Genomic DNA, 22,746 nt, shown 5'->3' on the forward strand with positions numbered 1-22,746 from the left:
CCTTATCCGTTGGCGATCCGCCGGAGCTTCTTCTCGAGCGCGGGCTCGAGGGGCGCGAACTGGACGCCGAAGCTGGCGTCCCCGTTCAGGTGGAAGCGCACGATGTGCCCGCGGATCTCGACGCCCTCGATGGGCTTCTGCATGGAGCGCAGGCCCACGGAGAAGGGTTCCACGGGCAGCGTTCCCGTCGGGAGCGTCACGTCGCTGATGCGGGCGCCGCCGAGCGAGATGTCGCGGATCGTGGCCATGCCGTGGTCGTAGAGGGTGCCGTCCTTCCGGTAGATGTAGAGCTCGGCTCCCAGGGAGAGGGCCCGGCGCGGGTGGCGGCGCCGGTGCTGGTGCTTGAGCTTGCCGAAGTCGTACCCCATTTCCCGGGCGGCCTTGAAGACCTTTCGGATCGTCTCCTTGCGGAAGACGGGCCCCGGGCGCCGGTTGAGGATTTTGTTGACGCTCGAGACGTCCAGGCCCACGCGGCGGGCGATCTCCACCTGAGTAACCATCAGCATTCCCTCCTTACGGCCCCCCCTCTCCCCTCTTCGGAGCCTGCCGCAGGATAAAGAGGACGCCCCCCTGCGTCAAGGAGTTTCGAACCTCCCCGCCGCCCCCAGGCGGATTTTGTTTGCGCGCCGGCCTCTTTTTCCTTCTAATGGGTCCCCATTAAACTTTTCCGCAGAGGGAGAAACGCATGCCCAAGAAGGCCGAAAGCGCGTTCATGAAGCCGCTGCAGCCCAGCCCGGCTTTGGCCAAAGTGACCGGGGAGAAGCCCCTCCCCCGCAGCGAGGTCGCCAAGAAGCTCTGGGCCTACATCAAGAAGCACGGCCTGCAGGACCAGAAGAACAAGCGCATGATCAACGCCGACGACACCCTCAAGGAGATCTTCGGCGGCAAGAAACAGGTTTCCATGTTCGAGATGACCGCCCTGGTCAGCAAGCACCTGAAGTAATCGATTTTCCCCGGAGGACCGGGGATCTTTGATTTGACCGCGCGGCAATCCGGTGCTAGCATTGGGTTATATGACGGCTGGCACCTTGTATCTCGTATTGTCCCTGCTTCCCTGCGTCCAGTCGGCCGAGGAGTTCTACAAGGACCTCAAGGTCGGCGACCGGATCCGGGTGACGTTCCGCAGCGGAAACACGATCACGGGGCTCTTGGCGCCGCCTCCCACGGCGGAGCCGCCCAAGAAGGCCCCGCCCCGCTCCGGCAAGGCGGCTCCGGCCGAGGCGCCCGCTCCCGAGCCGGTCGATTTTTCCAAGCTTTCGGCCCTCACCCTCGACCTGAGCTGGGAGTACCCCGGTCTCAACGGAACGCTGACGATCGAGAAGAAGGACGTGCGCTCGATCGAAAAGCTCCAGAATCTGGACCCCGCCACGCTCAAGCGCCTCGCCGAAGAGAAGAAGAAAATCCAGGAGGACCTGGCGCGCCAGAACGAGGAGCTGCGCAAGGAAGCCGAGCGGCGCGAGAAGGAGGCCCGCGAACTGGCCGAACGCCTCCGCAAGGAGGAGGAAGAAAAGTTCAAGGCGCTCGGACAGGAAAAGGAGCTGGCCGAGAAACTCGACCGCGTGAAGAAGTACAAGGAGGTCCTGGCCCGGTTCCCGCCCTCGGCCGGGTGGGGCCCCGAGCGGCTTCAGGAGATCAGCCGGAAGGCTCAGCTCAAACTCCCCGTCACCCTCGAAGAGCGCGCCTTCGCCGAGAACTTCCAGCTCTGGAACGAAGCGGTCGCCGCCCAGAAGGAAGCGTCCAAGGAGGAGAAGAAGCCCGAAGAGAAGAAGCCCTGACCCCGGCGCGGCCCGGCGGGTTAGAGGACACGGACCCCGCGTGGATCCTTCTCCCGTAACCCGCCCCCGCCCCTTCCTCCCTCTTCGCGCTCCCCCCGCTCATGGAGTATAAGGGCATCACCCTGGATCCGTTCCAGGAGCGCGCCATCGAGGTCGTCAACGCCGGCGAGTCCCTCATCGTGGCCGCCCCCACGGGCGCGGGCAAGACCCTCGTGGCCGAGTACGCCATCGAGCGCTGCCTGCGGGAAGGCGCCCGCGTCCTCTACACGGCCCCCATCAAGGCGCTCTCCAACCAGAAGTTCCGCGACTTCACCGCCCTCTACGGCGACCGCATCGGCATCAAGACCGGCGACGTCACGCTCAATCCGGACGCGCAGGTCATCCTCATGACCACGGAGATCTTCCGCAACACGATCTTCGAGTCCCCGGAAGCCTTCCACGACGTCCGCTACGTCATCTTCGACGAGATCCACTACCTCGACGACATCGAGCGCGGCACGGTCTGGGAGGAGTCCATCATCTTCGCGCCCGAGCACATTCGGATCCTGTGTCTGTCGGCCACCGTCCCCAACCTCGAGGCCCTGGCCCGCTGGATCCGCACCATCCGTCCGCACATCCCGCTGCACGTCATCGTCGAGGAGAAACGCCCCGTCCCCCTGCGGCACGAGCTCTTCGTCCCCGGCCTGGGCCTGAAATCCATGGCCGACCTCAAGCGCCACGAGCAGGGAGACCTCCGCTCCTTCGTCCAGAAGATCGACCCGAACCTCAATCCGAACCGCTGGCGCGCCTCCCTCATCGACCACCTGGCCGAATCCCGGCGGCTCCCGGCCCTCTGGTTCGCCTTCAACCGCCGCGAGTGCGAGGAGTTCGCCTCGCTCGTCCACCGGCCGCTTCTTTCGGCCGACGAGCGCCGCCGGATCCTGGCCGCGTACGACGAGCTCCTGGCCCGCTTCGACCTTTCCGAGGACGCCACCACCGACCACCTGCGCCGGCTTCTCGAGAAGGGCGTGGCCTACCACCACGCGGGGCTCCTGCCCACCCTCAAGGAAGTGATCGAGCGCGTCTTCACGACGGGGCTCCTCAAGCTGCTCTTCGCCACGGAGACCTTCGCCGTGGGAGTCAACATGCCGGCCCGCACCGTGGTCTTCAACTCCATCTTCAAGTTCGACGGCCGCCGCATGGGGCCGATCAAGACGCGCGAGCATCACCAGATGTCCGGCCGCGCCGGGCGGCGCGGCATCGACGAAATCGGCTACGTCTACAGCGTCGTCGAGTGGCCCCACGTGCGGGCGGCCGAGATCGAGCGCGTCCTCTTCGGACCCCTCGAACCCATCCGGTCCCAGTTCAATCTGTCCTACGCGACGCTTCTGACCCTCTGGGAGCGCCTGGGCAACCGCATCTACACGGCCGCGGAGAAGTCCTTCGCCAATTTTCTCGCCCTCAAGCGCGGCCAGCGCGTGGTCCAGAACAAGATCTCCCAGATCCGCAAGAAGCTCACCGTCCTGCGCCACCTCGGCTACATCCGCGACCACAAGCTGACGCCCAAGGGGCAGTTCGCCCGCCAGATCCAGGGCTACGAGCTTCAGGTCTCCGAGCTTCTCTTCCGCGGCGTCCTCAAGCAGCTCTCGGAGGAGGAACTGTGCGTTCTCTTTCACGCCATCGTCTACGAGGCCAAGAAGGGAGACTGGGCGCGCAAGCTCGAAGACGGCCGCTTCCGATGGATCCGCCGCGCGTCCCTGGGGGTCGTCGAGGACATCCTGCGGGCCGAGGACGCGCAGGAGATCGAGGACCGGATCAAACCGCTGGAGTTCAAGCTCGCCGCGGCGGTGCACGCCTGGGCGCGCGGATGCTCCTGGGCGGATCTGGAGTCCTACACGGGAGCTTCGGACGGCGACCTCGTGCGCTTTTTCCGGCTGGCGCTCCAGCTGCTGCGCAACACCCAGTACGCGCTCCCCGAGGGGGATCCCCTCCGCCAGAAGCTGCGCGGCGCGGCACGGCGCCTCAACCGGGACGTCGTGGACGCCGAACGCCAGCTCCGTCTGGGAACCCAGGAGCCCCAGCCCCAGGAAGTGCCCCCCGCGGCCCAGGCCGAACCCCCGGCGCCCCCCGCGATCGACACCACCCCCGAGGAGTGACGTTCAGAACCGCACGTCCAACCCCAGCCCCACCCAACCGGAGGATCCCCCCGCTTCCCGGTCGCCCTCGACGACCGGCTCCTCATAGTCGAATTCGATGAGGCGATACTCGGCCACCAGGCTCAGCGCCACCGGCCGCGAAGGCCGCCACGTAAGCGCCAGCCCCGCCCGAAACCCGAAGCCGTCGTCGAAATCCCCGAAACCGCGAGCGTCCACCTCGAAGCGCCCCCAGATCCCGCCCGCGTAGATGAGGACCTCGTCCGGCACCCCCGGAGGATCGAACGGCTGCGCGAACTCCCGGTAGCCCAGCGAAAGGCCCGCGAGCTCCGAGCGCACGTCGTCCGTCCCGGCCGCCTCCACCGTCCCGAAAAGGACATAGTGCCCCAGGAAGGAGAACCCCGCGTCCAGCCCCCCCGAAGCGAGCGCGTCGTCGTCGGAATGGACTTTGAGGCCGCCCGGGCGGACCGCCTCGAAGTCGAAGCCGCGCGAGGCCCACACGCCCGCTCGGAGCCGCATGAAGGCCTCGTCGACCACGGGCGGCCCCTCCTCCTGGGAAAGGGCGGCCGCCAGCCAGAGCGCGAAGGGAAGCACCATCGTCCTCCTTTCAACGGGCCTGGGATCCCGGGCGTTGGGCCGGCCTCGAATCTAAACCAGACCCCCGATCCGCCGGAAGGAAAAGGACTACCGGGGTTCGACCGGTTGGGTGAAGGCGCCGTTCATCGCCGCGTCCCAGGCCTCCAGCCGGACCCACCGGAGATCCGCGCTCCCCAGCGGCCACTCGAACGCGCGGCGGCCGAACTCCTCCGTCTCCGGCAGGGGCAGCGTCCGATGCCGGACCTCCCGTCCATCCCAGAACGCGATCCGCACGTGGTCCAGGGGAAACGTCCACTCCAGCTCCGCCCGCGCCCGCCCGCCCGAGACCTCGAAGGAATGGATGAGCACCTCCCCCGTGGTGACGAAGAAATCGCCCCGCCGCAGCGCCTCCAGCACGGGCGAACCGTCGTCGACCGTGGGGCGCCGGGAGAGCCTGAGATAATTCACGTTCATGTGGCCGTAGAGCTCGTGCGTCCGGTCGAGCTCGAAGGTGTCCACTTCCCCGAGGACATACTTGCGCGCGCCCCAGGTGTTCATGTCGTCGAGAAGATCGAGCGACCGGACCCCGAGCCTGCCGTGCGACAGATCCGCCGGCATCGCCTTCCACGTGCCTCCGAGCCACAGGTCGCTCCGAAACCACTCCTTGTGCCGGTAGCTGTCCGGGCAGGCGAACGAAGCCTTGATCCGCGGATGCGCCGTCCAGGCGAGCGCTCCCTCGCGGCGGAGGATTTCCGCCATTTCCTCTTCGGTCCCGGCCCGATAGACCCGTCCGTACGGTTCCAGGCGCTCTTCGAACGGAGTGCCTTCCGGCCGCACCCCGAGGAAATAAACGGGACGAGGAAAGAGGTAGACCCAGTGGCCGGGATGGGTCCCGGGAGGAGGCGGCATATTGAGCCTCATATTGGCTTCCTCCCCCGGCAGGAGGAGGATTTCGTCGTCCGAATACCGGCGGCAGAGGTCGAACATCGCCCGAAGCTCCGGGAGACGGCGCGGACCGGGATCGTCGGGCCGGTGGGCGCCGGGATCCCCGTGAAACTCCGCCAGATGGACGATCTCGACGCCCATGTCCTTGAAAACCTTCACCGCCTCGGGGGCGCGGGGGCGGCCCGACAGCTCGGCGACCGTCAGCCGCAGATGCCAGTGACTCGTGAACGTCGCGCGACCTTCGAGGCGCGCGAACCGGTCGCCTCGGGTGTATCGCAGGACGCGTTCGAGGGCTCCCTCCGCCCGGCCGGGGTGAAGAAGGACGAACATCCCCATCCGCTGAGCACGCCCCTCGGGAGCGTCGAACCACGGGACGAAGGCGTTCTTGCGGTCGGGATCCTGGCGCAGCCCGAAGCGGCGCCCGCCCGCCTGGACGAATCCGAAGTTGTCCGTGTGGTCGCGCGGGAAGAAGAACGCATGCGGCGGAGGGAAGACCGCCAAGGTTCCTCCTTCCGACTCCGCCAGGATCGTCCGGTGGCGCGCCACGATCGGCCGGGGCTCTCCGCCGGGCGCCTCGCGAACCCATCCGCCCGAGACGTCCTTCCAGGCGTACGCGCCGAAATCGCCCTCGAGGAGGGCGTCGTAGATGTACGCCCTCTGGGCCCGGTCGGGGGTGAGCACCGCTTCGAAATGAACGAGCGGGCTTCCCGCGTACAGCGTGACGGCGAGCTCGCCGCGGAAGGGACCCGCCGAAAGCCCGGGGAACCGGATGCGGACGCGGCGACCGGCGCTCTCCACGCGCGCGCCGCCCGCGTCCAGGGACGCCTCGTGCCGGGTGTGCGGGCGCGAGGCGGGCTTGTCGAAGAAGACATAGCGCTCTCCCGGACGCACGGCGCGAGAGCCGGCGGTCACGACGTAGACGGGACGGACTCCCCGCGCGAGGACGGATCCGCCCGCCGTCAGGCGCGCCACCAGGGGAGCGCCGGGCGCCGGGTCGAAGGCGGCGCCGCACGCGACGCCGCCGCCGTCCCAGGAAACCTCCAGGAGCGCGCCGCGCCGCTCGACGCGCACGCCGCAGGCCGGATCGTACGCCGAAAGATCGACGGACGGCGCATCCTGCGGCGTCGCCGCAGCCAGGACCGCGAAGAAGACGGAACGCATGGCGGCCTCCGAGAGATACGTTGCCGGAACGCGCGACGTTTTTCGAAAAAGCGCGCCGCGGGGTATTGTGTTGCGCGACGCGACGTGTATAATCTTGCAGAGCGATCGATCCCGTGCGCGTGGCCGTTTTCGTGTTGGGACGAGTGGGATGAAAGGAGGGTACTCGATGAGTGAGCCCGAACCGGAGAAGCCTGGAGGCTCGGCGAAGGAGAGGACCGGTTCCGCCGTTCTGACGCCCGAACGAAGAGAAGAAATCCAGAAGCACATCCGCGACCTGCTTTCCGACGACTACCACGTCCGCGCGCAGTCGATCAGCGAGCTGGGCAAATACGGCCAGGAGGCCGCCGAGGCGCTCGTCCACACGCTCCTGAAGAAGAAGCCCGATCACCCGCACGCCCTGGCGAACTTCTCCGACGCGCTCGCCGAGATCGGAAAGCCCTCGCTCAACGTGATCCTTCACGCGCTCAACCACATCGCCGAGGTGCGCCGCTGCGAGGACGTCTATCTCCTCGAGAGCTTCGTGGATCTTCTCGGGGTCCTCCACGACCGGCGCGCCGCGGGGACGCTTCTCGAGCAGCTCGGAAAACTCAACCGCGCGATCCGGCGCAACCATGACCGCACGCTCGTCCACTGCTGCGAGGCCGCCAAGGTCCGCATCCACCGGATCCTGATCGATCTGGGAGAGAAGGGCGGCGTGGACGACCTCCTCGAGATGCTCGGGGACGGCCGCCGCCGGGTCCGCGACGGCGTCGTGGACGCGCTCACGCGCGTCGGCGACCGCCGGGCGCTCGTACCCCTGGTGCGGCTCTACGACATCGAGGAGCACGTGTCCTTCTCGGGCGCGCAGTTCATCAAGGAGGCGATCCGCGAGATCGCGCGCCGGGAGCATGTGACGCCGGACGACAGGATGTTCCGGGACCTCGCGCCGTCGGAGCGCGCCGCCCTCGAGCGCGTGTTCCCGAAGTCGCGCGGATCCAGACACTGATCGGCGGCCGGGGAGAGAGGCGGGCCCGGGGATTCCCGAACGCGCCGCGGAGAGGGTCCGCCCGCCGCTATCCCCTCCGGAGGGCTTCCTCGAGCTTCGCGCGGAACGAACGCGGGTCCAGCGCGGGATATCGGATCAGATCCGGCTCGATCCGGACAAAAAGCTCCCTCAACCGGGACGGCTCGACGAGCCCCAGCGCCAGCATCTTCCGGACGTCCTCCCGGTCGCGTTCATGCCCGCGCTCGATTTTGGCCAGAGCCTGAGCGTAGAGGTCGTAATGAAACCACTCGACCGCTCCCTCGCGGCCCAGGGGAAGGCTGCGCTCCTCCCAGCCCGGAAGCGGCGGGATGAACTGATCCGGACTGGCCAGCTCGACGTTCAGGCGGAGTTCCTCTTTAAGCTCCGGGAGCGCCCGGAAGAAGTCGTCCCGCTCCGGGACGATCTTGAGGTCCACGTCGATCGTGCTTTCCCGCCACCCGAGAAGCACGGCCGTGGCGCCCCCCACCAGATAGGCCCGCGCCTCGCCGCGCACCGCCCGGCCGAGGCGGCTCATGAAGCGGCGGATCCGCTCTCCCGTGGCCGGCTCGCGCATTCCAGGCTCCGTTCGAAGCTGATCAGCCGCCGCACCAGGGCGTTGTACCGCGCATGGGCGTCGTCGCCGAAGCGCGCGGCCAGGAGCGCGTAGAGCCGCCGGTCCGCGTCCGGAACCGCCGGCGGGACCGCAAGCCCCGCCCGGCGGAGCCGCGACGCGCCGATCGAAACGAGCAGCGCCTCTTCCGTTTCCCGCCCCGCCGCGAGGTCGGCCAGCCCCCGGCCGACCAGGTCCCCGCCCGGAAGCTCCTCCAGCCGCATGCTCTCATGATAGCGCGGCGGCGCCGCGCGGACCAGCGGCCTCCCCCTCCGGGCCTCACCGGATCCTCGGATCGGGCAGCTCCTTGCGGATCCCCTCGTCCCGAGGCATCCGGTCCGGATCCGCCCCCGTCTCCGCCAGAAGGCGCGCCAGCTCCGCCTCGAGCTCCCGGATCGTCCCGGTGTGCCGCGGATCGGCCGCCACGTTGACGACTTCCTCCGGATCGCGCTCGAGGTCGAAAAGCTCCGGCGGATGGCTGTCCGTGCGGCCGTCCCCCCGCGGATAACGGACGTACTTCCACCGCGCCGTCCGCACGCCCCGGATGTTGGGCGTGTAGGGAAACTGTTTCTCGTAGTTGTAGCAGTAGAGAAAACTCCGGCGCCAGGAGGGATCCTTCTCCCCCCGCGCCAGGCGCACCCAGCTCCGGCCGTGGAGCCGCTCCGGCGCCTTCAGGCCGCAGAGCTCCAGAAGGCTCGGAGCGAAATCCACCGTCAGAACCATCTCGTCCACGATCCTCGGCCGCGACGGCGGCGTCAGTCCCGGATACCGCACGAGAAGCGGCACGCGGATGCTCGGCTCGTGCATGGTGCGCTTGTCCACCATCCCGTGCTCGCCGTTGAGGAGGCCGTTGTCGGCGGTGAAAACGACGATCGTGCGGTCCAGCTCCCCGCGCTCCTGAAGAAGCCGCAGCAGCCGCCCCACGCTGTCGTCCACCGAGCGGATCGTGGCCCAGTAGGCGCGCGTCATCGCCGCGAACGCGGCCACGCCTTCGGGACTGCGGTCCGGCCATTTCTTCCGGAAGTCGAACAGCGGCCCGTACATTCCGTGCCAGGTGTCCAGCCGGTCCCGGTACCAGGATGGATTGTCGTCCAGCCGGAACGCCGACTCCGGATAGCGCACGTCCACGCCGTCGAACGCGCGTTCATACCTGGGCTCCGGCACGTAGAAACTGTGCGGCGCCTTGTGGCCCAGAAGGAGCGCCCACGGCCGGTCCCCGCGCCGCCCCCGGATCCAGCGCTCCGCCAGTTCCGTGACGACGTGCGTGTAGTACCCGCGGAGCACCCGCCGCTCGCCCCCGTTCTCCCGGAATTCCGTGTCCCAGTACTTTCCCTGCCCCCGGTGCGTGACGAAGAAATCGAAGCCCGGGCGGCGATCGTCGTTGTCCTCCCCCATGTGATACTTGCCCACGTAGGCCGTCTCGTAGCCGGCCTCCTGGAGCGCCCGGGGCCAGGTCGGAAGCGCCTCGGGGTACTCGGTGAAGTTGTCCATCACCCCGTGGGCGTGGGCGTACAGCCCGCTCAGGATCGACGCCCGGCTCGGCGAGCAGAGCGAGGTCGTGCAGAAGGCGTTCCGGAAATAGACCCCCTCGCGGCCCAGGCGGTCGATGTGGGGCGTCGGCACGACCGACCGTCCGCTCAGCCCCACGGTGTCCCACCGCTGGTCGTCGGTCAGAATGAAAAGCACGTTCGGCCGCCGGGCCTCCGGAGCGACGTCGCCGCCGCGTCCCGCGCACCCGCCGGCCAGAAGCGCCGCCGCCAACCCTCCCGCGAACCGTCTCATCCGCCGTCTCCTTCCTTTTCCGGAGGCGCCAGGAGCGCCGCCGGGTCGCCGTCCACGATGAGCAGCGTCTCCTCGTCCACGAGGCGCACGGCCTCCGGACGGCGCCGGCGGAGCGCCTCGGCCTTGCGGCGATCCCGGTATTTGGCCACGAGGCCCTCCCGTCCCCGCGCCAGCGACGCCAGATCCCAGCGCGCCGCCCGCAGTTTTACCCTCACCGACCGGAGAAAGTTGCGCACCGGCTCCGGAGGCGCGCCGAAGCGGTCCTCCAGCTCCCGCGCCGCCGCCTCCAGATCCTCCTCCGACCGGCATCCCGTCAGGCGGCGGTAGACCTCGATCCGCGTGCGCACGTCCGGCACGTATTCCTCCGGCACCCAGGCCGGCTCCCCGAGATCGACGTGCGTCTCCAGAGGCTCCGCCACGGGCTCCCGGCGCGCCCGCCGCACCGCCTTCTCCAGCAGCTTGCAGTAGAGATCGTATCCGACCGCCGCGATGTGGCCGTGCTGCTCCCGGCCCAGCAGGTTCCCCACGCCCCGGATCTCGAGATCCCGCAGCGCGATCTTGAAGCCCGCTCCCAGCTCCTGGAATTCCTCGATCGCCTTGAGCCGCTTGCGCGCCTGCGGCACGATCGGCCGGTCCCGCGGCAGGAGCAGGTAGCAATAGGCCTGCACCGTATAGCGCCCCACGCGGCCCCGAAGCTGGTGGAGATCCGCCAGGCCGAAGAGATCCGCCTGATCGATGAAGATCGTGTTGACGTTCGGAATGTCGAGTCCGCTCTCGATGATCGTTGTGCAGACCAGGACGTCCACCTCGCGCTCCAGGAAGCGCACCATCGTGCGCTCCAGCTCCTCCTCGTCCATCTGGCCGTGCCCCACGGCGAACCGCGCCTCCGGGACCAGAAACTCCAGGCGCCGTCGGACCTCGTCGATCGAGTGCACCCGGTTGTGGACGAAGTACACCTGCCCGCCGCGCTCCAGCTCCCGCAGGATCCCCTCCCGGATCCGGCGCTCGTCGTAGGGAAGAATCTCCGTCTGGATCGCCAGCCGGTCCTGCGGCGGCGTGGTCAGCGCCGAAATGTCCCGGATCCCCAGGAGCGCCATGTGGAGCGTCCGCGGAATCGGCGTCGCCGTGAGCGTCAGAACGTCCACCGTCGCGCGGAGCCGCTTGAGGAACTCCTTGTGCTCGACGCCGAAGCGCTGCTCCTCGTCCACGACGACCAGCCCCAGATCCCTGAAGCGCACATCCGGCTGGAGCAGCCGGTGGGTGCCGATGACGATATCGACCCGTCCTTCCGCCAGATCCCGCACCACCCGCGCCTGATCCGCGCGCGAGCGGAAGCGCGAGAGCACCTCGATCCGGATCGGGTAGTCCGCCATGCGCTCCCGGAACGTCTGGCCGTGCTGCTGGGCCAGGACCGTGGTCGGCACGAGCACGGCCACCTGCTTGTGGGCCAGGACGGCCCGAAAGGCGGCCCGCATCGCCAGCTCGGTCTTCCCGTACCCCACGTCCCCGCAGACGAGGCGGTCCATCGGACGCGGGGAGTGCATGTCCCGCGCGATCTCCTCCGCCACCCGGAGCTGATCCTCCGTCTCCTCATAGGGAAAGGCCGCCTCGAACTCCCGCTGCCACTCGGGGTCCGGCGGGAACGCCGTGCCGAGCTCCATCTCCCGCAACGCCTGCACCCGCAGCATCTCCCGGGCGAGCTTTTCGACCGCCTGCTCGGCCCGCGCCTTGGCGGCTCCCCAGGCGGCGCCTCCCAGGACCGAAAGCGCCGGCGCCGCCTCGCCCCCGCCCACGTACTTCTGCACGAGGTCCAGGTTCGTCACCGGCACGAAAAGGCGCGCCCCGCCGGCGTACTCGATCGCGAGGAACTCCTTCCCGTCCCGGCGGTCGATGCCGACGAAGCGCCCGATCCCGTGGGTTACATGGACCACGAGATCGCCGGGGCCGATTTCGAGCAGCGCGTCGATCGGGCGCGTCTCGGCCCGGCGGACCGGGCCCCGGCGCAGCCGGTACCGGTTGAAAAGCTCGTGATGCGAAACGAACGTGGCGTCGATCTCCTCGAAGACGAAGCCCTGGCCCAGACGGCCCCGGCGGATCTCCACCGGAAAGCGCACGAGCTCGCGCAGCCGGCGCTCCTCGCCTTCGTTGGCGCAGAAGACGACGGTCCGTCCGCGGCGGACGGCGGCCAGCTCCTCCTCGACGCGCGCGAGAACCCCGCTGAACCGCTGAAGCGACCGGATCCGGAGGTTCTCCGCTTCCGGCTGCGGAAGCGCCGAGATCGAAAGGGTCGCCCGGCGCGCCCCTTCAGGCCAGGCGCGCGCCCACCCCGGCGACCGCTGCTCCAGCTCGGCGGGCTCCTTCAGGACGACCGCCGCGCGGGCCGGCAGATAATCCAGGAGCGTCGCCTCCCCGGGAGCATCCAGGGGAACCAGGCTGATCTCCGCCCGCGCCAGCGCCTCCGTGGAAAGCTGGGAGGCCGGGTCGAACGCCCGCACGGACTCGACGGCGTTGCCCAGAAGCTCGACGCGCAGGGGCCGATCCGCGGTCGGCGGATAGAGATCGAGAAGGCCCCCGCGGACCGCGAACTCGCCGGGCCGCTCGACGGCGGCCGCGCGCTCGTAGCGCGCCTCGACGAGCCGCCGCGCGGCCTCCTGGAGGTCGAAGGGCATTCCGGGGACGAGGGTCCAGCGGGCCGCCTCGACCCGGCGGGGCGCAGGCAGCGGCGCCAGGGCGGCCGGCAGCGCCGCCACGAGAAGATCGATCTCCCCGGCCCGGAAGCGCTCGGCGTCCCGAAGGCCCCGGTGAAGCTCGGCGCGCGCCTCGAAACAGGCGAAGTCCTCCACCGCCTGTTCGGCCTCGACGGGCGTGGGGACGAGAACCAGCGCCGGACGGGGCACCCGGGCGGCCAGGAGGGCATACGAGGATCCCCATGCGCCGCCGACCCGCACGGAGCCCCCGCCGGCCAGCGCCGCGTCGATCCGCTCCAGCGCCGGGGAGACGGACACCGGGGCACCGCCCCCCGCCTACGGGGCCTCGGCCTCCACGGTCAGAAGACCGAGCTGCTGGAGCGCGAGTTTCGCCGCGCGCTGCTCGGCTTCCTTCTTGTTGACTCCCCAGGCGGGACCGTACTGAAGCCCGTCGAGCTCGACGACGACCTCGAACATCTTCTTGTGATCGGGCCCGACTTCCTTGGTGACGCGGTAGCAGGGGATCTTCGCCATCGTCCGCTGCGCGTAGTCCTGAAGCAGCGACTTGTAGTTCTTCTCGTGCTCGTCCTTGAGGATCTCGTCCACTTTGCGCCGCAGGTTCGTCAGGACGAACTCCCGGGCCACGTCGAAACCGCCGTCCAGATAGAGCGCCGCCACGAGCGCCTCGAACGCGTTGCAGAGGATCGAGCGCGGAAGCGTCCGCTTCTCCGCCAGCCCGCGGCCCAGGATCACCACCCGGTCCAGCTCCAGCTCCCGCGCCCGCTCGGAAAGGGTCTTGGCCGAGACGATGATCGACTTCATCGTGGAGAGTTCCCCTTCCTCATAGGTGGGGAAGTGGTGAAAGAGGTATTCGCTGATCACCTGCCCCAGAATGGCATCCCCCAGGAACTCCAGGCGCTCGTTGCAGGGAAGGTCCTTGTCCTTGGCGGAGGAGTGCGTCAGGGCCTGGACCGCCAGGTTCGCGTCCCGGAAGCGGTACCCGATCTTGCCTTCGAGATGCCGGAGAATTTCTTCCTCGTTGGGGCGCGTCGTTTCCATGGAGTCCCCGTCTCGAAATCGAACCGCGCCCGACGGGAGCAGGGAGCTTTGCCGGTGATTCCGGGGATACCGTCTATCCGCGGGATCAGGGGCAAAACGCGTTCCCGGGTCCCTCTCGGCCGGGCGCCTTCGCTTCTCTTATCACACAGGGGCGGGAAAAGCAACGTCCGCGGAATCCCTGTAACGTCGAGCCGCCGGCCGGTTCCGCAGGGAGGACCGGATGGGGCGGGGCGCTCCGATGAGGACGCGCCTCTTTCGAACGGCACTCCTGGCGGCGGGGCTGGCCCTGCCGGGATGCGGCGACGGGGACGGCGGAGGCCCCGGCCTGGGGGAGTCCCTGCCGGCCCCGGGCTCCTGAGACATCGCCTCGGACGCGGCGTGGACCGCGGCGGGGCCGGGCGGCGCGGCCGATCCTGCGCCTCCCCGGCGATTCCTGGCCCGACTCCGCCCGGGGGCGGCCGCCCGCGCGGAGGAATTCCTGGCCGGAACCGGACTCCGCCGGCGGGAAGGGCTCGAAGCGATCGGCGTGTGGATTCTCGAGGCGGAACCGGGCGCCCCGGCGCCGCGCCTCGAAAAAGCGGTCGCCGCGGACGCCTTCGAATGGATCGAGTCCGACGGAGTCGCCCGGGCCGGCGCCGAGCCCAACGACCCCTGCTATCCGGCCCAGTGGCACCTTCGCACCCTCGACGGGCCCGCCGCCTGGGCGCTCGCGGCGGGCCGCGAACCGGCGATCCTGGCCGTCGTGGACTCGGGCGTGGATCCCGCGCATCCGGACCTGCGCGGAGCCCTGGTTCCCGGCTGGAACTTCCTGAGGGAAACGCGGGACACCTCGGACGTGCTGGGGCACGGCACGTCCGTCGCCGGAACGGCCGCGGCCGCGGCGAACAACGCCGTGGGCGGCGCGGGCGTCGCCCCCGGCGTCCGCGTGATGCCCCTCGTGGCGCTCGACGCGAACAACTGGGCCTCTTATTCGGACATCGCCCGCGCCATCGTCTACGCCGCCGACCACGGGGCGCGCGTCATCAACGTGAGCCTGGGCGGGACCAGCCCGTCCTTCGGCCTGGACCGGGCGATCGAGTACGCCTGGGGCCGGGGATGCCTGGTCGTCGCCAGCGCCATGAACACGGGCGACTCCACCCCCCACTATCCGGCGGCTTCGCCGCGCGCCCTGGCGGTCTCGGCCACCACCGCCGCCGACACCCTGGCGGGGTTTTCGACGACCGGCGACTGGATCGATTTCAGCGGGCCGGGCGTCTCGATCCTCACGACCGCCGCCGGCGGCCGCTACGCCTGGCGCCATGGAACGTCGTTCGCCGCGCCCATGGTTTCCGGAACGCTCGCCCTGATGCTGGCCGTCCGCCCGCGCGCCTCGGCCGAGGAACTCGTCGCCCTCCTGGCCGAGTCGGCGGAGGATCTGGGAGCGCCGGGGCCGGACCCGTACTTCGGCCGCGGGCGCGTCCACGCCCGCCGCGCGGTGGAGCGGGCCTCCGCCGGGCCGCCGGGGACAAAACATTGAATCGTCCCCCGGACCCCGTAGAATAAGCGCCGCATGGCGGACCGCCGCTACGACGTGGCCATCATCGGCGCGGGAATCATCGGCGCGTCCGTCGCGTACCACCTCGCCCGCCGCGGCTGCCGCGACGTGGCGGTCCTCGAAAAAGAGCCCGCCGCCGGAACCGGATCCACCGCCAAGGCGGCCGGAGGCATCCGCGCCCAGTTCTCCAGCGAAATCAACGTGCGCCTGTCGCTTCTGTCCCTGCCGGACTTCGAACGCTTTCCGGAGGAAATGGGGGTCCCCACGACCTTCCATCAGGCGGGCTACCTCTGGATCGCGACGCGCCCCGACGACCTGCGCCTCTTCGAACGCAACGCGTCCCTCCACCGGCGGCTCGGTATGAACGTGGAACTTCTGGACGCCCGCGGAGTGGCCGCCCGCGCCCCCTTCGCCAGGACGGACGACGTCCTCGGCGGCGCCTTCCACGGCCGCGACGGATACGGCTCGCCGGCGGACTTCCTTCAGGGATACGTGGCCCGCGCGCGCGACCTGGGCGTGACCTTTCTCTACGGCCACGAAGTCCTCGGCCGCGAGGGCGGGACGCTTCGGACGAGCGCCGGACCCGTCCGCGCGGCGCGCGCGGTTCTGGCCGCCGGCGCCTGGTCGGGCCGCGTGGGCCGCGCCCTGGGCTGCGAGATCCCCGTGGAACCTGTCCGCCGGCAATGCTTCGTCACGCAGCCGCTTCCCGAGCTGCCTCATCCCGTCCCCATGACGATCGATTTCGCCACCGGGGTCTACCTCCACAGCGAGTCGGGCGGCCTCCTCGTGGGACGCGCCGAATGGGAAGAGCCCCCCGGCTTCAACGAAACCCCGGACGACGGGTTCGTGGAACGCACGGCGGCTCTCGCCGTCCGCCGCGTGCCGATCCTGGAACGCGCGGAAGTCCGCACCGTCTGGGCGGGCCTGTACGAGGTCACCCCGGACCACCACCCCGTGCTCGGACCCGTCGGCCCCGGGCTCTACGCCGCCTGCGGATTCAGCGGCCACGGCGTCATGCACGCCCCCGCGGCCGGCCGCCTCCTGGCGGAACTCCTCACGGAGGGAAAGACCTCGCTCGACATTTCCTGCCTGCGGCTCGAACGCTTCCGCGAAGGCAAACTCATTCGGGAAACCAACGTCCTCTGAAGCCATGAACATCGTTTTTTTCGGAACGTCCGGGTTCGCCGTGCCGGCGCTCGAAAAGCTCCTGGCGTCTCCCCATCGCGTGATGGCCGTGGTGACCCAGCCCGACCGGCCCGCCGGCCGGGGACGCGAGCTCCAGGCCAGCCCCGTCAAGGAAGCGGCCGCGGCGCGGGGCGTCTTCCTCTACCAGCCCGAAAACTGCAACGAGTACGAGTTCCTGCGGGAACTGCGGGCGCTTTCGCCGGACGTCATCGTCGTGGCCGCGTACGGGCAGAAGCTCGGCAACGAGATCCTCCAGCTCCCGCGCTTCTACTGCCTGAACATCCATCCCTCCCTTCTGCCCAAGTACCGGGGAGCCGAACCCGTGGCCCGCGCCATCCTCCAGGGCGAAACCCATACGGGCGTGGCGATCACGAAAATGGTGGAGAAGCTGGACGCCGGCCCCATCCTCGGAATCACCCGCGTCCCCATCCCGCCGGAGGCCACGACTCCGGAGATGGAGGACCGCCTCGCCGAGATCGGGGCCGATCTGCTTCTGGAGGTCCTCCAGGCGGTCCAGGAACGCCGGGCCGTCGAAGTGCCGCAGGACGAGCGGGAGGCCACCTACGCCAAAAAGTTCGATAAGGGCGAAGGACGCATCGACTGGCGCAAGCCCGCCCGGAAAATCCAGGACTTCGTGCGCGCGCTGATCCCCTACCCGGTCGCCTTCAGCCACCTGGGAGGCCGCCAGCGGATCCTCTTCTACAAGGTCCGCGGCCAGCGCTACCCGGAAAAGCCTTCCCACCGTCCCGGCACGATTCTGGCTGTGGACAAGGACTCGTTCCGGGTGGCCTGCGGAGACGGCGACGTGACCGTTCTCGAGCTTCAACCGGAAAACAAGCGCCGCATGACGGCCGCCGAGTTCATCAGCGGCTACCAGCCCAAGGCCGGACAATTCTTCGCCTGAAGCCTTCGAGCCCAACCCGGCCGACGCCGGCGCGGCGTTCCGGCGTTTTATGTTGAAAGCGCTTTTCCGATCCGATACGATCCGCCCAAACCTGCCGGCCGGACGGCAAGGGGGGATGGATGGGAGACGCCGCGGAGCGCGAACGCTGGGGATCCCGAATCGGCCTCATCCTCGCCGCCGCCGGAAACGCCGTCGGCATCGGCAACCTCCTGCGCTTCCCCGGCAAGGCCGCCACCAACGGAGGCGGCGCCTTCATGATCCCCTACGTCGTCTCCCTCCTCGTCTTCGGCCTGCCGATGATGTGGATCGCCTGGACGATCGGACGCTACGGCGGCCGGTTCGGACACGGCAGCCTTCCCGGACAGTTCGATCGGATGTGGAAGACCCCCCTGGCCAAGTACGTCGGCGTCCTCGGGGTGGCGATGCCCCTGGTCTTCTGCCTCTACTACACCTACATCGAGGCGTGGTGCCTGGGATACGGGTATTTCTCCCTGACCCGATTCTTCGAAAGCACCCCCGGCCGCACCGTCGATCTCGAAGTATTCCTCGCGGAGTTTCTCGGAGACACCCCCACGCACTCCTACTTCGCCGGCCTTGTCCCGGCGTTCGTTTTCTTCCTCATCACGCTCTTCCTGAACATCTGGGTCCTCTACCGCGGCGTCGCCAAGGGCATCGAGCTTCTGGCCAAGATCGCGATGCCGCTCCTGCTCCTCTTCTGCGTCGTCCTGGCCGTGCGCGTGTTCACGCTGGGCCAGAAACAGGGCACCGCCTGGCAGGGGCTCGACTTCCTCTGGACCCCGAACTTCAAGGCCCTTCTCGAACCGCAGGTCTGGATCGCCGCCGCGGGACAGATCTTTTTCACCCTCTCCATCGGCTTCGGCGCCATGGAGTGCTACGCGTCCTATCTGCGCGAGAACGACGACGTCACCCTCACCGGCCTGACGACCGCCGCCACGAACGAATTCGTCGAAGTCATCTTCGGAAGCATCATCGCCATTCCCGCCGCGGCCGTCTTCTTCGGCGCCGGCCGGATCCCCGAAATCGCCGGCTCCGGCACCTTCGCCATCGGCATGGTCTCCATGCCCGAAATCCTCCGCAACACCCCCGGACTGGAGCTTTTCGGGACGATGTGGTTCCTCCTCCTCTTTTTCGCGGCCTTCACCTCCTCCGTCGCGGTGGCCCAGCCGGTCGTCGCCTTCTTCCAGGACGAGTTCAAGCTGCGCCGCGAAGGCTCCGCCCTCCTCGTGGGGCTCTTCTGGTTCCTGGGCACCCTGCCGGTCATCTGGTTCTTCAAGTACGGCGTCCTCGACGAAATGGACTTCTGGGCGGGCACCATCGGCCTGGTCGTGTGCGCCCTCATCGAAGTCGTTCTCTTCGCCTGGATCTTCGGCATGGACCGCGGCTGGGAAGAAATGCATCGCGGGGCCGATCTTCAGGTGCCCCGGTTTTTCTACTTCGTCATGAAGTACGTCACGCCCGTGGCCCTGCTGGCCATCCTGGGCGCCTGGTTCTACGACGCCGTGGCCAACGACACGCTGATCCCCTCTCCCAAGATCAGCTGGGGCGTCGAAAACCGCGCCCGGTACCCCGGAGAGTTCCGCAAAGGCCTCCCGCCGGGAACCCCTCCGGAAGAGCGGGAGCAGGCCCGGAAGGGCCTCGAAGGGATCGAAAAATCCGTCCTCGACGCCGTCCGCGCCGCCCGGCGCGACCTGCGCGCGATGGCCGACGTGGAACTCGACGGCCAGGGCCGGGCCCGGGTGGTCTCTTTCTTCGCCGATCCCGCCCTGCGGGAAGTCCTGGACGCCGGCTCCTTCGAACGCTGGCTGGCGCTCCAGGGCTGGCGATACGAGGAGAAAAAAGACCGTCCCTCCCCCGCCCCCGCCCGGGTCACCCTCGTCTTCGAAGCCCTCCACCGCGCCCCCTATATCTGGGTCACCCGCATCCTCATGGCCGCCGTCTTTCTCGTTTTCCTCGTGCTCATTCATGTGGCCTGGAAGAACCGACCCGCGTCGCCTCGGGAGGTCCCCGCATGAAGCCCTCCGCCGCCGTCTTCATGATGCTCACCTGGGCCGCCGTCGTCTGGCTGAACGTGTACTGCGTCCTGAAACTTCTGTCGGGGCCCAAGAAGTAAACCCGTGGACGCCCACTCCCGCGAACGCCTCCGCAAACTCCTCGAGCGGGAAATCGAACGCCCCGGCTCATACGGCTCCGCCCTGGAGGATCTCGCCGAGCTTTTCCCCGACCAGCGCCTCCTCTTCGAATTCCTCCGCGCGCGCGACGAGGAACACCGCCACGCTTTCTACGCCAAGTCCCAGCACGTCTGGTACCGCCGCTTCGGCTGGCGCATCATGCGGCCGCTTTTCATCGTGGCGATCCTGGCGGGCGTCGGCTTCAGCCTCCAGCGGGCCGTGGACCCGACGCTCGGCGTCGCGTGCTTCCTGGCCGGCGCCGCGGCGCTTTACATCACGATCCAGATCTTCGCCCACCGCTGGGCCCAGCGCGACCTCAAGCAGCTCGACGCCGTCCGCGAACGCTACCGGGAACGGCTCCGCGCCCTCCTGGGCGAACTCGGCGCCTCGGACGCCCGATGATCCCTCTGGTCTGCCCCCGCTGCGGCGCGGACCTGCGCGAGTCCGGGGCCCGCCTCCGCTGCTCCTGCGGCTCCTATCCCGTGGTCGAGGGCATCCCCCTCCTCACCGACGCGGCACGGGATCGCGAGTTCTCGCTGGGCGAACTTCTCGCCCTCCACCGGCCGCCCCCCCGGACCCGCGCGGGAGCCTTCCTGCGGAGGCTTTTTCCGGGAACCGCGCGCCTGGCCCGCGCCGCCGCCCGCCGCGAAACCCGGTTCATCGATCTCGTCGCCCGCCTCGGGCGCGCCTCGGATCTCGATTACTTCCGGTACCGCTTCAGCGACCCGAGCTACATCGCCGCCCTGGCGTTCCTGGCGCCCCTCCGCGAAGGCCCGGTCCTCGACCTCTGCTGCGGCGCCGGCCACGTGACCCGCGCCCTGAGCCGCAAACTTCCCGGAGCCGCCGTCGTCGGGCTCGACCTCAACTTCGCGCTCCTTTACCTCGCCCGCCGATTCGTCGCCCCCGAGGCGATCCTCGTCTGCGCCGACGCGGCCGGAAAACTGCCTTTCCGGGACGGCGCCTTCGCCGCCGCCGTCTGCGCGGACGGCTTCTACTTCCTCCACGACCGCCTCCGGGCCGCCCGCGAGCTCCTGCGCGTGGCCCGCGGACCGGTGCTCGTGCCGCATCTCCAGGATCCCGCCTTCCAGGGCCCCTCCGTGCAGCCTCCCCTCGCCTCCGCGCGGATTCTGGATCTCTTCCGGGAACGCTCGCCGAGCCTTCATTCGGAGCGGCGGATCCTCGAGCGGTTTCTCGCGGAGCGCGTCCTGGATCTCTCCGGACCCGGACCCCATCCGGACGAGGCCGTCTCCCTGGCGGCGGGGGTCGATCCCCGCCTCTATCCGGAGGCCGACTTCTTCACCGGCGGCCGCTCGATCAACCCGATCTACGACGTTCGCGACGAAGGAGACGCTCTTTCGCTCGCCGCGCGGCGGCCGCACCCGTTTCTGCCCCCGACGCTCCGCGTCGAGCGCCGGAAGGTCGCCGAGGGGGACCCGGAACTCGCCCGGAAATTCGTCCTCCTCGATCTCCCGCCGAACTACGCCTGAGTCGCGCCGGCGGCCCGCGCCAGAAGGTCCGCCGTCCGGGCCACCCAAAGCTCGCCCGCGCGGTACCGCCGGGCCACGTCCTCGAGCGCCCGAAGACCCGCCGCCAGGCGCTCCGGCGTCTCGTCCCGCGAGGGTCCGATGTGAAGATAGACCACCATCGCTCCGCGCGAGGCGACCAGCCGATCGAGCGTTTCCGCGCTCAAGATCTCCGGGAGGAGCGAAATCGTGTCCCGTCTCCATCGGCCGTAGCGCAGAAAAGTCAGGACCTCGCGCCCGTCCCGGAGCCGCGCGGGACGCAGAAGGGCGTTCCCCGGATAAGGCTCCACGCCCAGGCGGCGCACGGCCGACGTCCCCAGAAAGTGCGCCCAGCGGGCCAGCCGGCGCTTCCCGGACGTCGCGTCCGGACAGGCGCGGTAATACTCGGCGGGCGTCGCTTCCCGGTCCTGGCCGACGAGGGGCGTCAGCACGCTCGGCCAGACGAATCGGATTCCGTACGCCGCGGCCAGATCCGCCAGATAGGCGGGCGAGCCCGGCACATCCCCCTGGGCGCCGGGACGCAGGAGGTTCTGGACGTTCTCCGGCCCGCCGTGGTTGGTCCAGACCGAAAGGCGGATCCCGTCGGCGGCCAGCGCGTCGAACGCGCGGGCGGCCAGCTCCCGCGTGCAGGGGGACGCGGGGCCGAAGTCTCCGAGGCCGTGAAGGCTGTCGATCCAGCCCCGCCGCCACGCTTCACGGAGGGCGTCGCGGTCTCCGTCGAGATACGCCGCCTGAGGCGGCGCGGCGGGATTGCGCGAGTAGACGAACATCGAGGAAGCCACGGGAAGTCCGAGCGCGGGGCCCCAGGGAGTGCGCCCGTCCCCGGCCCAATACCCCAGGACCTCCTCGAGGCGGCGGGCGGTGCAGCCGTCGCAGTCGATCGAAAGCGCCAGGGCGGCGCGATAGGGAGCCGGGCAGGGGAAAGCCATTTCCGGGGTAGTATATCCCCGCATGGACGAACCGCGCTGTGCGCTCTGCGGAGGCCGGGACGCCCCGCCCCATCACGAGGAGGCGGGCTGCACCTACCGGCGCTGCGCGCGCTGCGGGCTCGTCTTCCTGTGGCCGCTTCCGTCGGCGGAAGACCTGGAACGCCTCTACGAGGAGGAAGCGGGCGCCACGTTTCACCACGCGGCGGAAATCCGCGCGGCCTACGAGAAGCGGCTCGAGGCCCGGCTGCGCCTGGCCGTCGTGCAGCGCGCCCTCCGCGCGGCCCCCGAACGCTCGGCCCTCGAAGTCGGCTGCGGGGCGGGGTATCTGCTCGACGAGCTCCGCCGCTGCGGCTGGCGCGTGGCGGGGACCGAGGCGGCGGAGGCCTACGTCCGGTTCGCCCGCGAGCGCCTCGGCCTGGACGTGCGCCGGGAACGCCCGCCGGGCCGGTTCGGCGCGGTGCTGCTCTTCAACGTCCTCAGCCACGTGCCGGACCCCGCCGGGGAATTCGCCCGCTGCCGCGAAGGACTTCTGCCCGGAGGCGTTCTGGCGCTCGAAACCGGCAACGCCGCCGAGGTGCCTCCCGGGCGGGTCGGCCCCTTCGGGGCGCCCGAGCACGTCTGGCATTTCTCGGAATCGACCCTCCGGACGCTCCTCGAGCGCGCGGGCTTCCGCGATGTGCGGGTGCGCCGCTTCAACGTCGAGTGGCAGCGCGGCGCGCTGCGGCGGCTGGGGGCCCGGCGGCGGGTCCCGC

20 protein-coding genes are annotated in these 22,746 nt (G+C 69.5%); 11 read left to right on the forward strand and 9 right to left on the reverse strand.

The window, feature by feature from the left end:
- Window positions 1–2 precede the first annotated feature (2 nt).
- Entirely contained in the window at window positions 3–506 is a 504-nt protein-coding gene (locus VNO22_09690; GenBank protein HXG61637.1) for a PilZ domain-containing protein, read from the reverse strand.
- Between the two features lie 179 nt (window positions 507–685).
- Here VNO22_09690 and VNO22_09695 point away from each other — a divergent pair, with 179 nt between their 5' ends.
- The 3 genes from VNO22_09695 (at window position 686) to VNO22_09705 (ending at window position 3,910) form a co-directional block, all read left to right on the forward strand.
- Complete coding sequence (locus VNO22_09695; GenBank protein ID HXG61638.1) at window positions 686–943, forward strand: SWIB/MDM2 domain-containing protein; 258 nt, start codon at window positions 686–688, stop codon at window positions 941–943.
- Window positions 944–1,013: 70 nt separating this feature from the next.
- Complete coding sequence (locus VNO22_09700; GenBank protein ID HXG61639.1) at window positions 1,014–1,775, forward strand: hypothetical protein; 762 nt, start codon at window positions 1,014–1,016, stop codon at window positions 1,773–1,775.
- A 101-nt stretch (window positions 1,776–1,876) separates the two neighbouring features.
- Window positions 1,877–3,910, forward strand: coding sequence for a DEAD/DEAH box helicase (locus VNO22_09705; GenBank protein ID HXG61640.1), 2,034 nt, complete (start codon window positions 1,877–1,879; stop codon window positions 3,908–3,910).
- A gap of 3 nt (window positions 3,911–3,913) precedes the next feature.
- On the opposite strand, the gene VNO22_09710 is transcribed toward VNO22_09705, so the two are convergent.
- Entirely contained in the window at window positions 3,914–4,504 is a 591-nt protein-coding gene (locus tag VNO22_09710; protein HXG61641.1) for a hypothetical protein, read from the reverse strand.
- An 87-nt stretch (window positions 4,505–4,591) separates the two neighbouring features.
- Window positions 4,592–6,589: a hypothetical protein gene (locus VNO22_09715; protein ID HXG61642.1), complete on the reverse strand. Its 1,998-nt coding sequence runs from the start codon at window positions 6,587–6,589 to the stop codon at window positions 4,592–4,594.
- A gap of 166 nt (window positions 6,590–6,755) precedes the next feature.
- Between VNO22_09715 and VNO22_09720 the strand changes: the two genes are divergently transcribed.
- Window positions 6,756–7,574, forward strand: coding sequence for a hypothetical protein (locus tag VNO22_09720; protein HXG61643.1), 819 nt, complete (start codon window positions 6,756–6,758; stop codon window positions 7,572–7,574).
- 67 nt (window positions 7,575–7,641) lie between these two features.
- Here the strand turns inward: VNO22_09720 and VNO22_09725 are convergent, their stop codons facing one another.
- Genes VNO22_09725 through rnc form a run of 5 tightly spaced genes read right to left on the reverse strand, consistent with a single transcriptional unit; the run spans window position 7,642 to window position 13,730 of the window.
- Complete coding sequence (locus VNO22_09725; protein ID HXG61644.1) at window positions 7,642–8,127, reverse strand: DUF6036 family nucleotidyltransferase; 486 nt, start codon at window positions 8,125–8,127, stop codon at window positions 7,642–7,644.
- The gene (locus VNO22_09730) at window positions 8,124–8,426 is read right to left on the reverse strand and encodes a hypothetical protein (protein HXG61645.1); all 303 of its coding nucleotides are present in this window, start codon (window positions 8,424–8,426) and stop codon (window positions 8,124–8,126) included. The genes VNO22_09725 and VNO22_09730 overlap by 4 nt, the downstream gene beginning before the upstream one ends.
- Before the next feature lie 55 nt (window positions 8,427–8,481).
- Window positions 8,482–9,984, reverse strand: coding sequence for a sulfatase (locus VNO22_09735; GenBank protein HXG61646.1), 1,503 nt, complete (start codon window positions 9,982–9,984; stop codon window positions 8,482–8,484).
- Window positions 9,981–12,989 carry a transcription-repair coupling factor gene (gene mfd / locus VNO22_09740; protein ID HXG61647.1) on the reverse strand — a complete coding sequence of 1,003 codons (3,009 nt, stop codon included), beginning with the start codon at window positions 12,987–12,989 and terminating at the stop codon, window positions 9,981–9,983. Before mfd ends, VNO22_09735 begins: the two co-directional genes overlap by 4 nt.
- A gap of 18 nt (window positions 12,990–13,007) precedes the next feature.
- Entirely contained in the window at window positions 13,008–13,730 is a 723-nt protein-coding gene (gene rnc / locus VNO22_09745) for a ribonuclease III (GenBank protein ID HXG61648.1), read from the reverse strand.
- Window positions 13,731–14,256: 526 nt separating this feature from the next.
- Here rnc and VNO22_09750 point away from each other — a divergent pair.
- The 6 genes from VNO22_09750 (at window position 14,257) to VNO22_09775 (ending at window position 21,029) form a co-directional block, all read left to right on the forward strand.
- Window positions 14,257–15,246: a S8 family serine peptidase gene (locus tag VNO22_09750; protein HXG61649.1), complete on the forward strand. Its 990-nt coding sequence runs from the start codon at window positions 14,257–14,259 to the stop codon at window positions 15,244–15,246.
- Between the two features lie 33 nt (window positions 15,247–15,279).
- Window positions 15,280–16,410 carry an FAD-dependent oxidoreductase gene (locus VNO22_09755; GenBank protein ID HXG61650.1) on the forward strand — a complete coding sequence of 377 codons (1,131 nt, stop codon included), beginning with the start codon at window positions 15,280–15,282 and terminating at the stop codon, window positions 16,408–16,410.
- 4 nt (window positions 16,411–16,414) lie between these two features.
- The gene (fmt, locus tag VNO22_09760) at window positions 16,415–17,353 is read left to right on the forward strand and encodes a methionyl-tRNA formyltransferase (GenBank protein ID HXG61651.1); all 939 of its coding nucleotides are present in this window, start codon (window positions 16,415–16,417) and stop codon (window positions 17,351–17,353) included.
- A gap of 119 nt (window positions 17,354–17,472) precedes the next feature.
- Window positions 17,473–19,386 (forward strand): sodium-dependent transporter, encoded by a 1,914-nt coding sequence (locus VNO22_09765; protein ID HXG61652.1) that lies wholly within the window; start codon window positions 17,473–17,475, stop codon window positions 19,384–19,386.
- A 102-nt stretch (window positions 19,387–19,488) separates the two neighbouring features.
- Window positions 19,489–19,944, forward strand: coding sequence for a hypothetical protein (locus tag VNO22_09770; GenBank protein HXG61653.1), 456 nt, complete (start codon window positions 19,489–19,491; stop codon window positions 19,942–19,944).
- Complete coding sequence (locus VNO22_09775; GenBank protein HXG61654.1) at window positions 19,941–21,029, forward strand: class I SAM-dependent methyltransferase; 1,089 nt, start codon at window positions 19,941–19,943, stop codon at window positions 21,027–21,029. The genes VNO22_09770 and VNO22_09775 overlap by 4 nt, the downstream gene beginning before the upstream one ends.
- Here VNO22_09775 and VNO22_09780 read toward each other — a convergent pair.
- Complete coding sequence (locus tag VNO22_09780; GenBank protein HXG61655.1) at window positions 21,020–21,994, reverse strand: hypothetical protein; 975 nt, start codon at window positions 21,992–21,994, stop codon at window positions 21,020–21,022. The genes VNO22_09775 and VNO22_09780 overlap by 10 nt on opposite strands.
- Before the next feature lie 22 nt (window positions 21,995–22,016).
- Here VNO22_09780 and VNO22_09785 point away from each other — a divergent pair.
- The coding region (locus VNO22_09785) for a class I SAM-dependent methyltransferase (protein ID HXG61656.1) at window positions 22,017–22,746 on the forward strand (730 nt) is incomplete at its 3' end.

This window comes from Planctomycetota bacterium, from assembly GCA_035574235.1.
GTDB lineage: Bacteria > Planctomycetota > MHYJ01 > MHYJ01 > JACPRB01 > DATLZA01.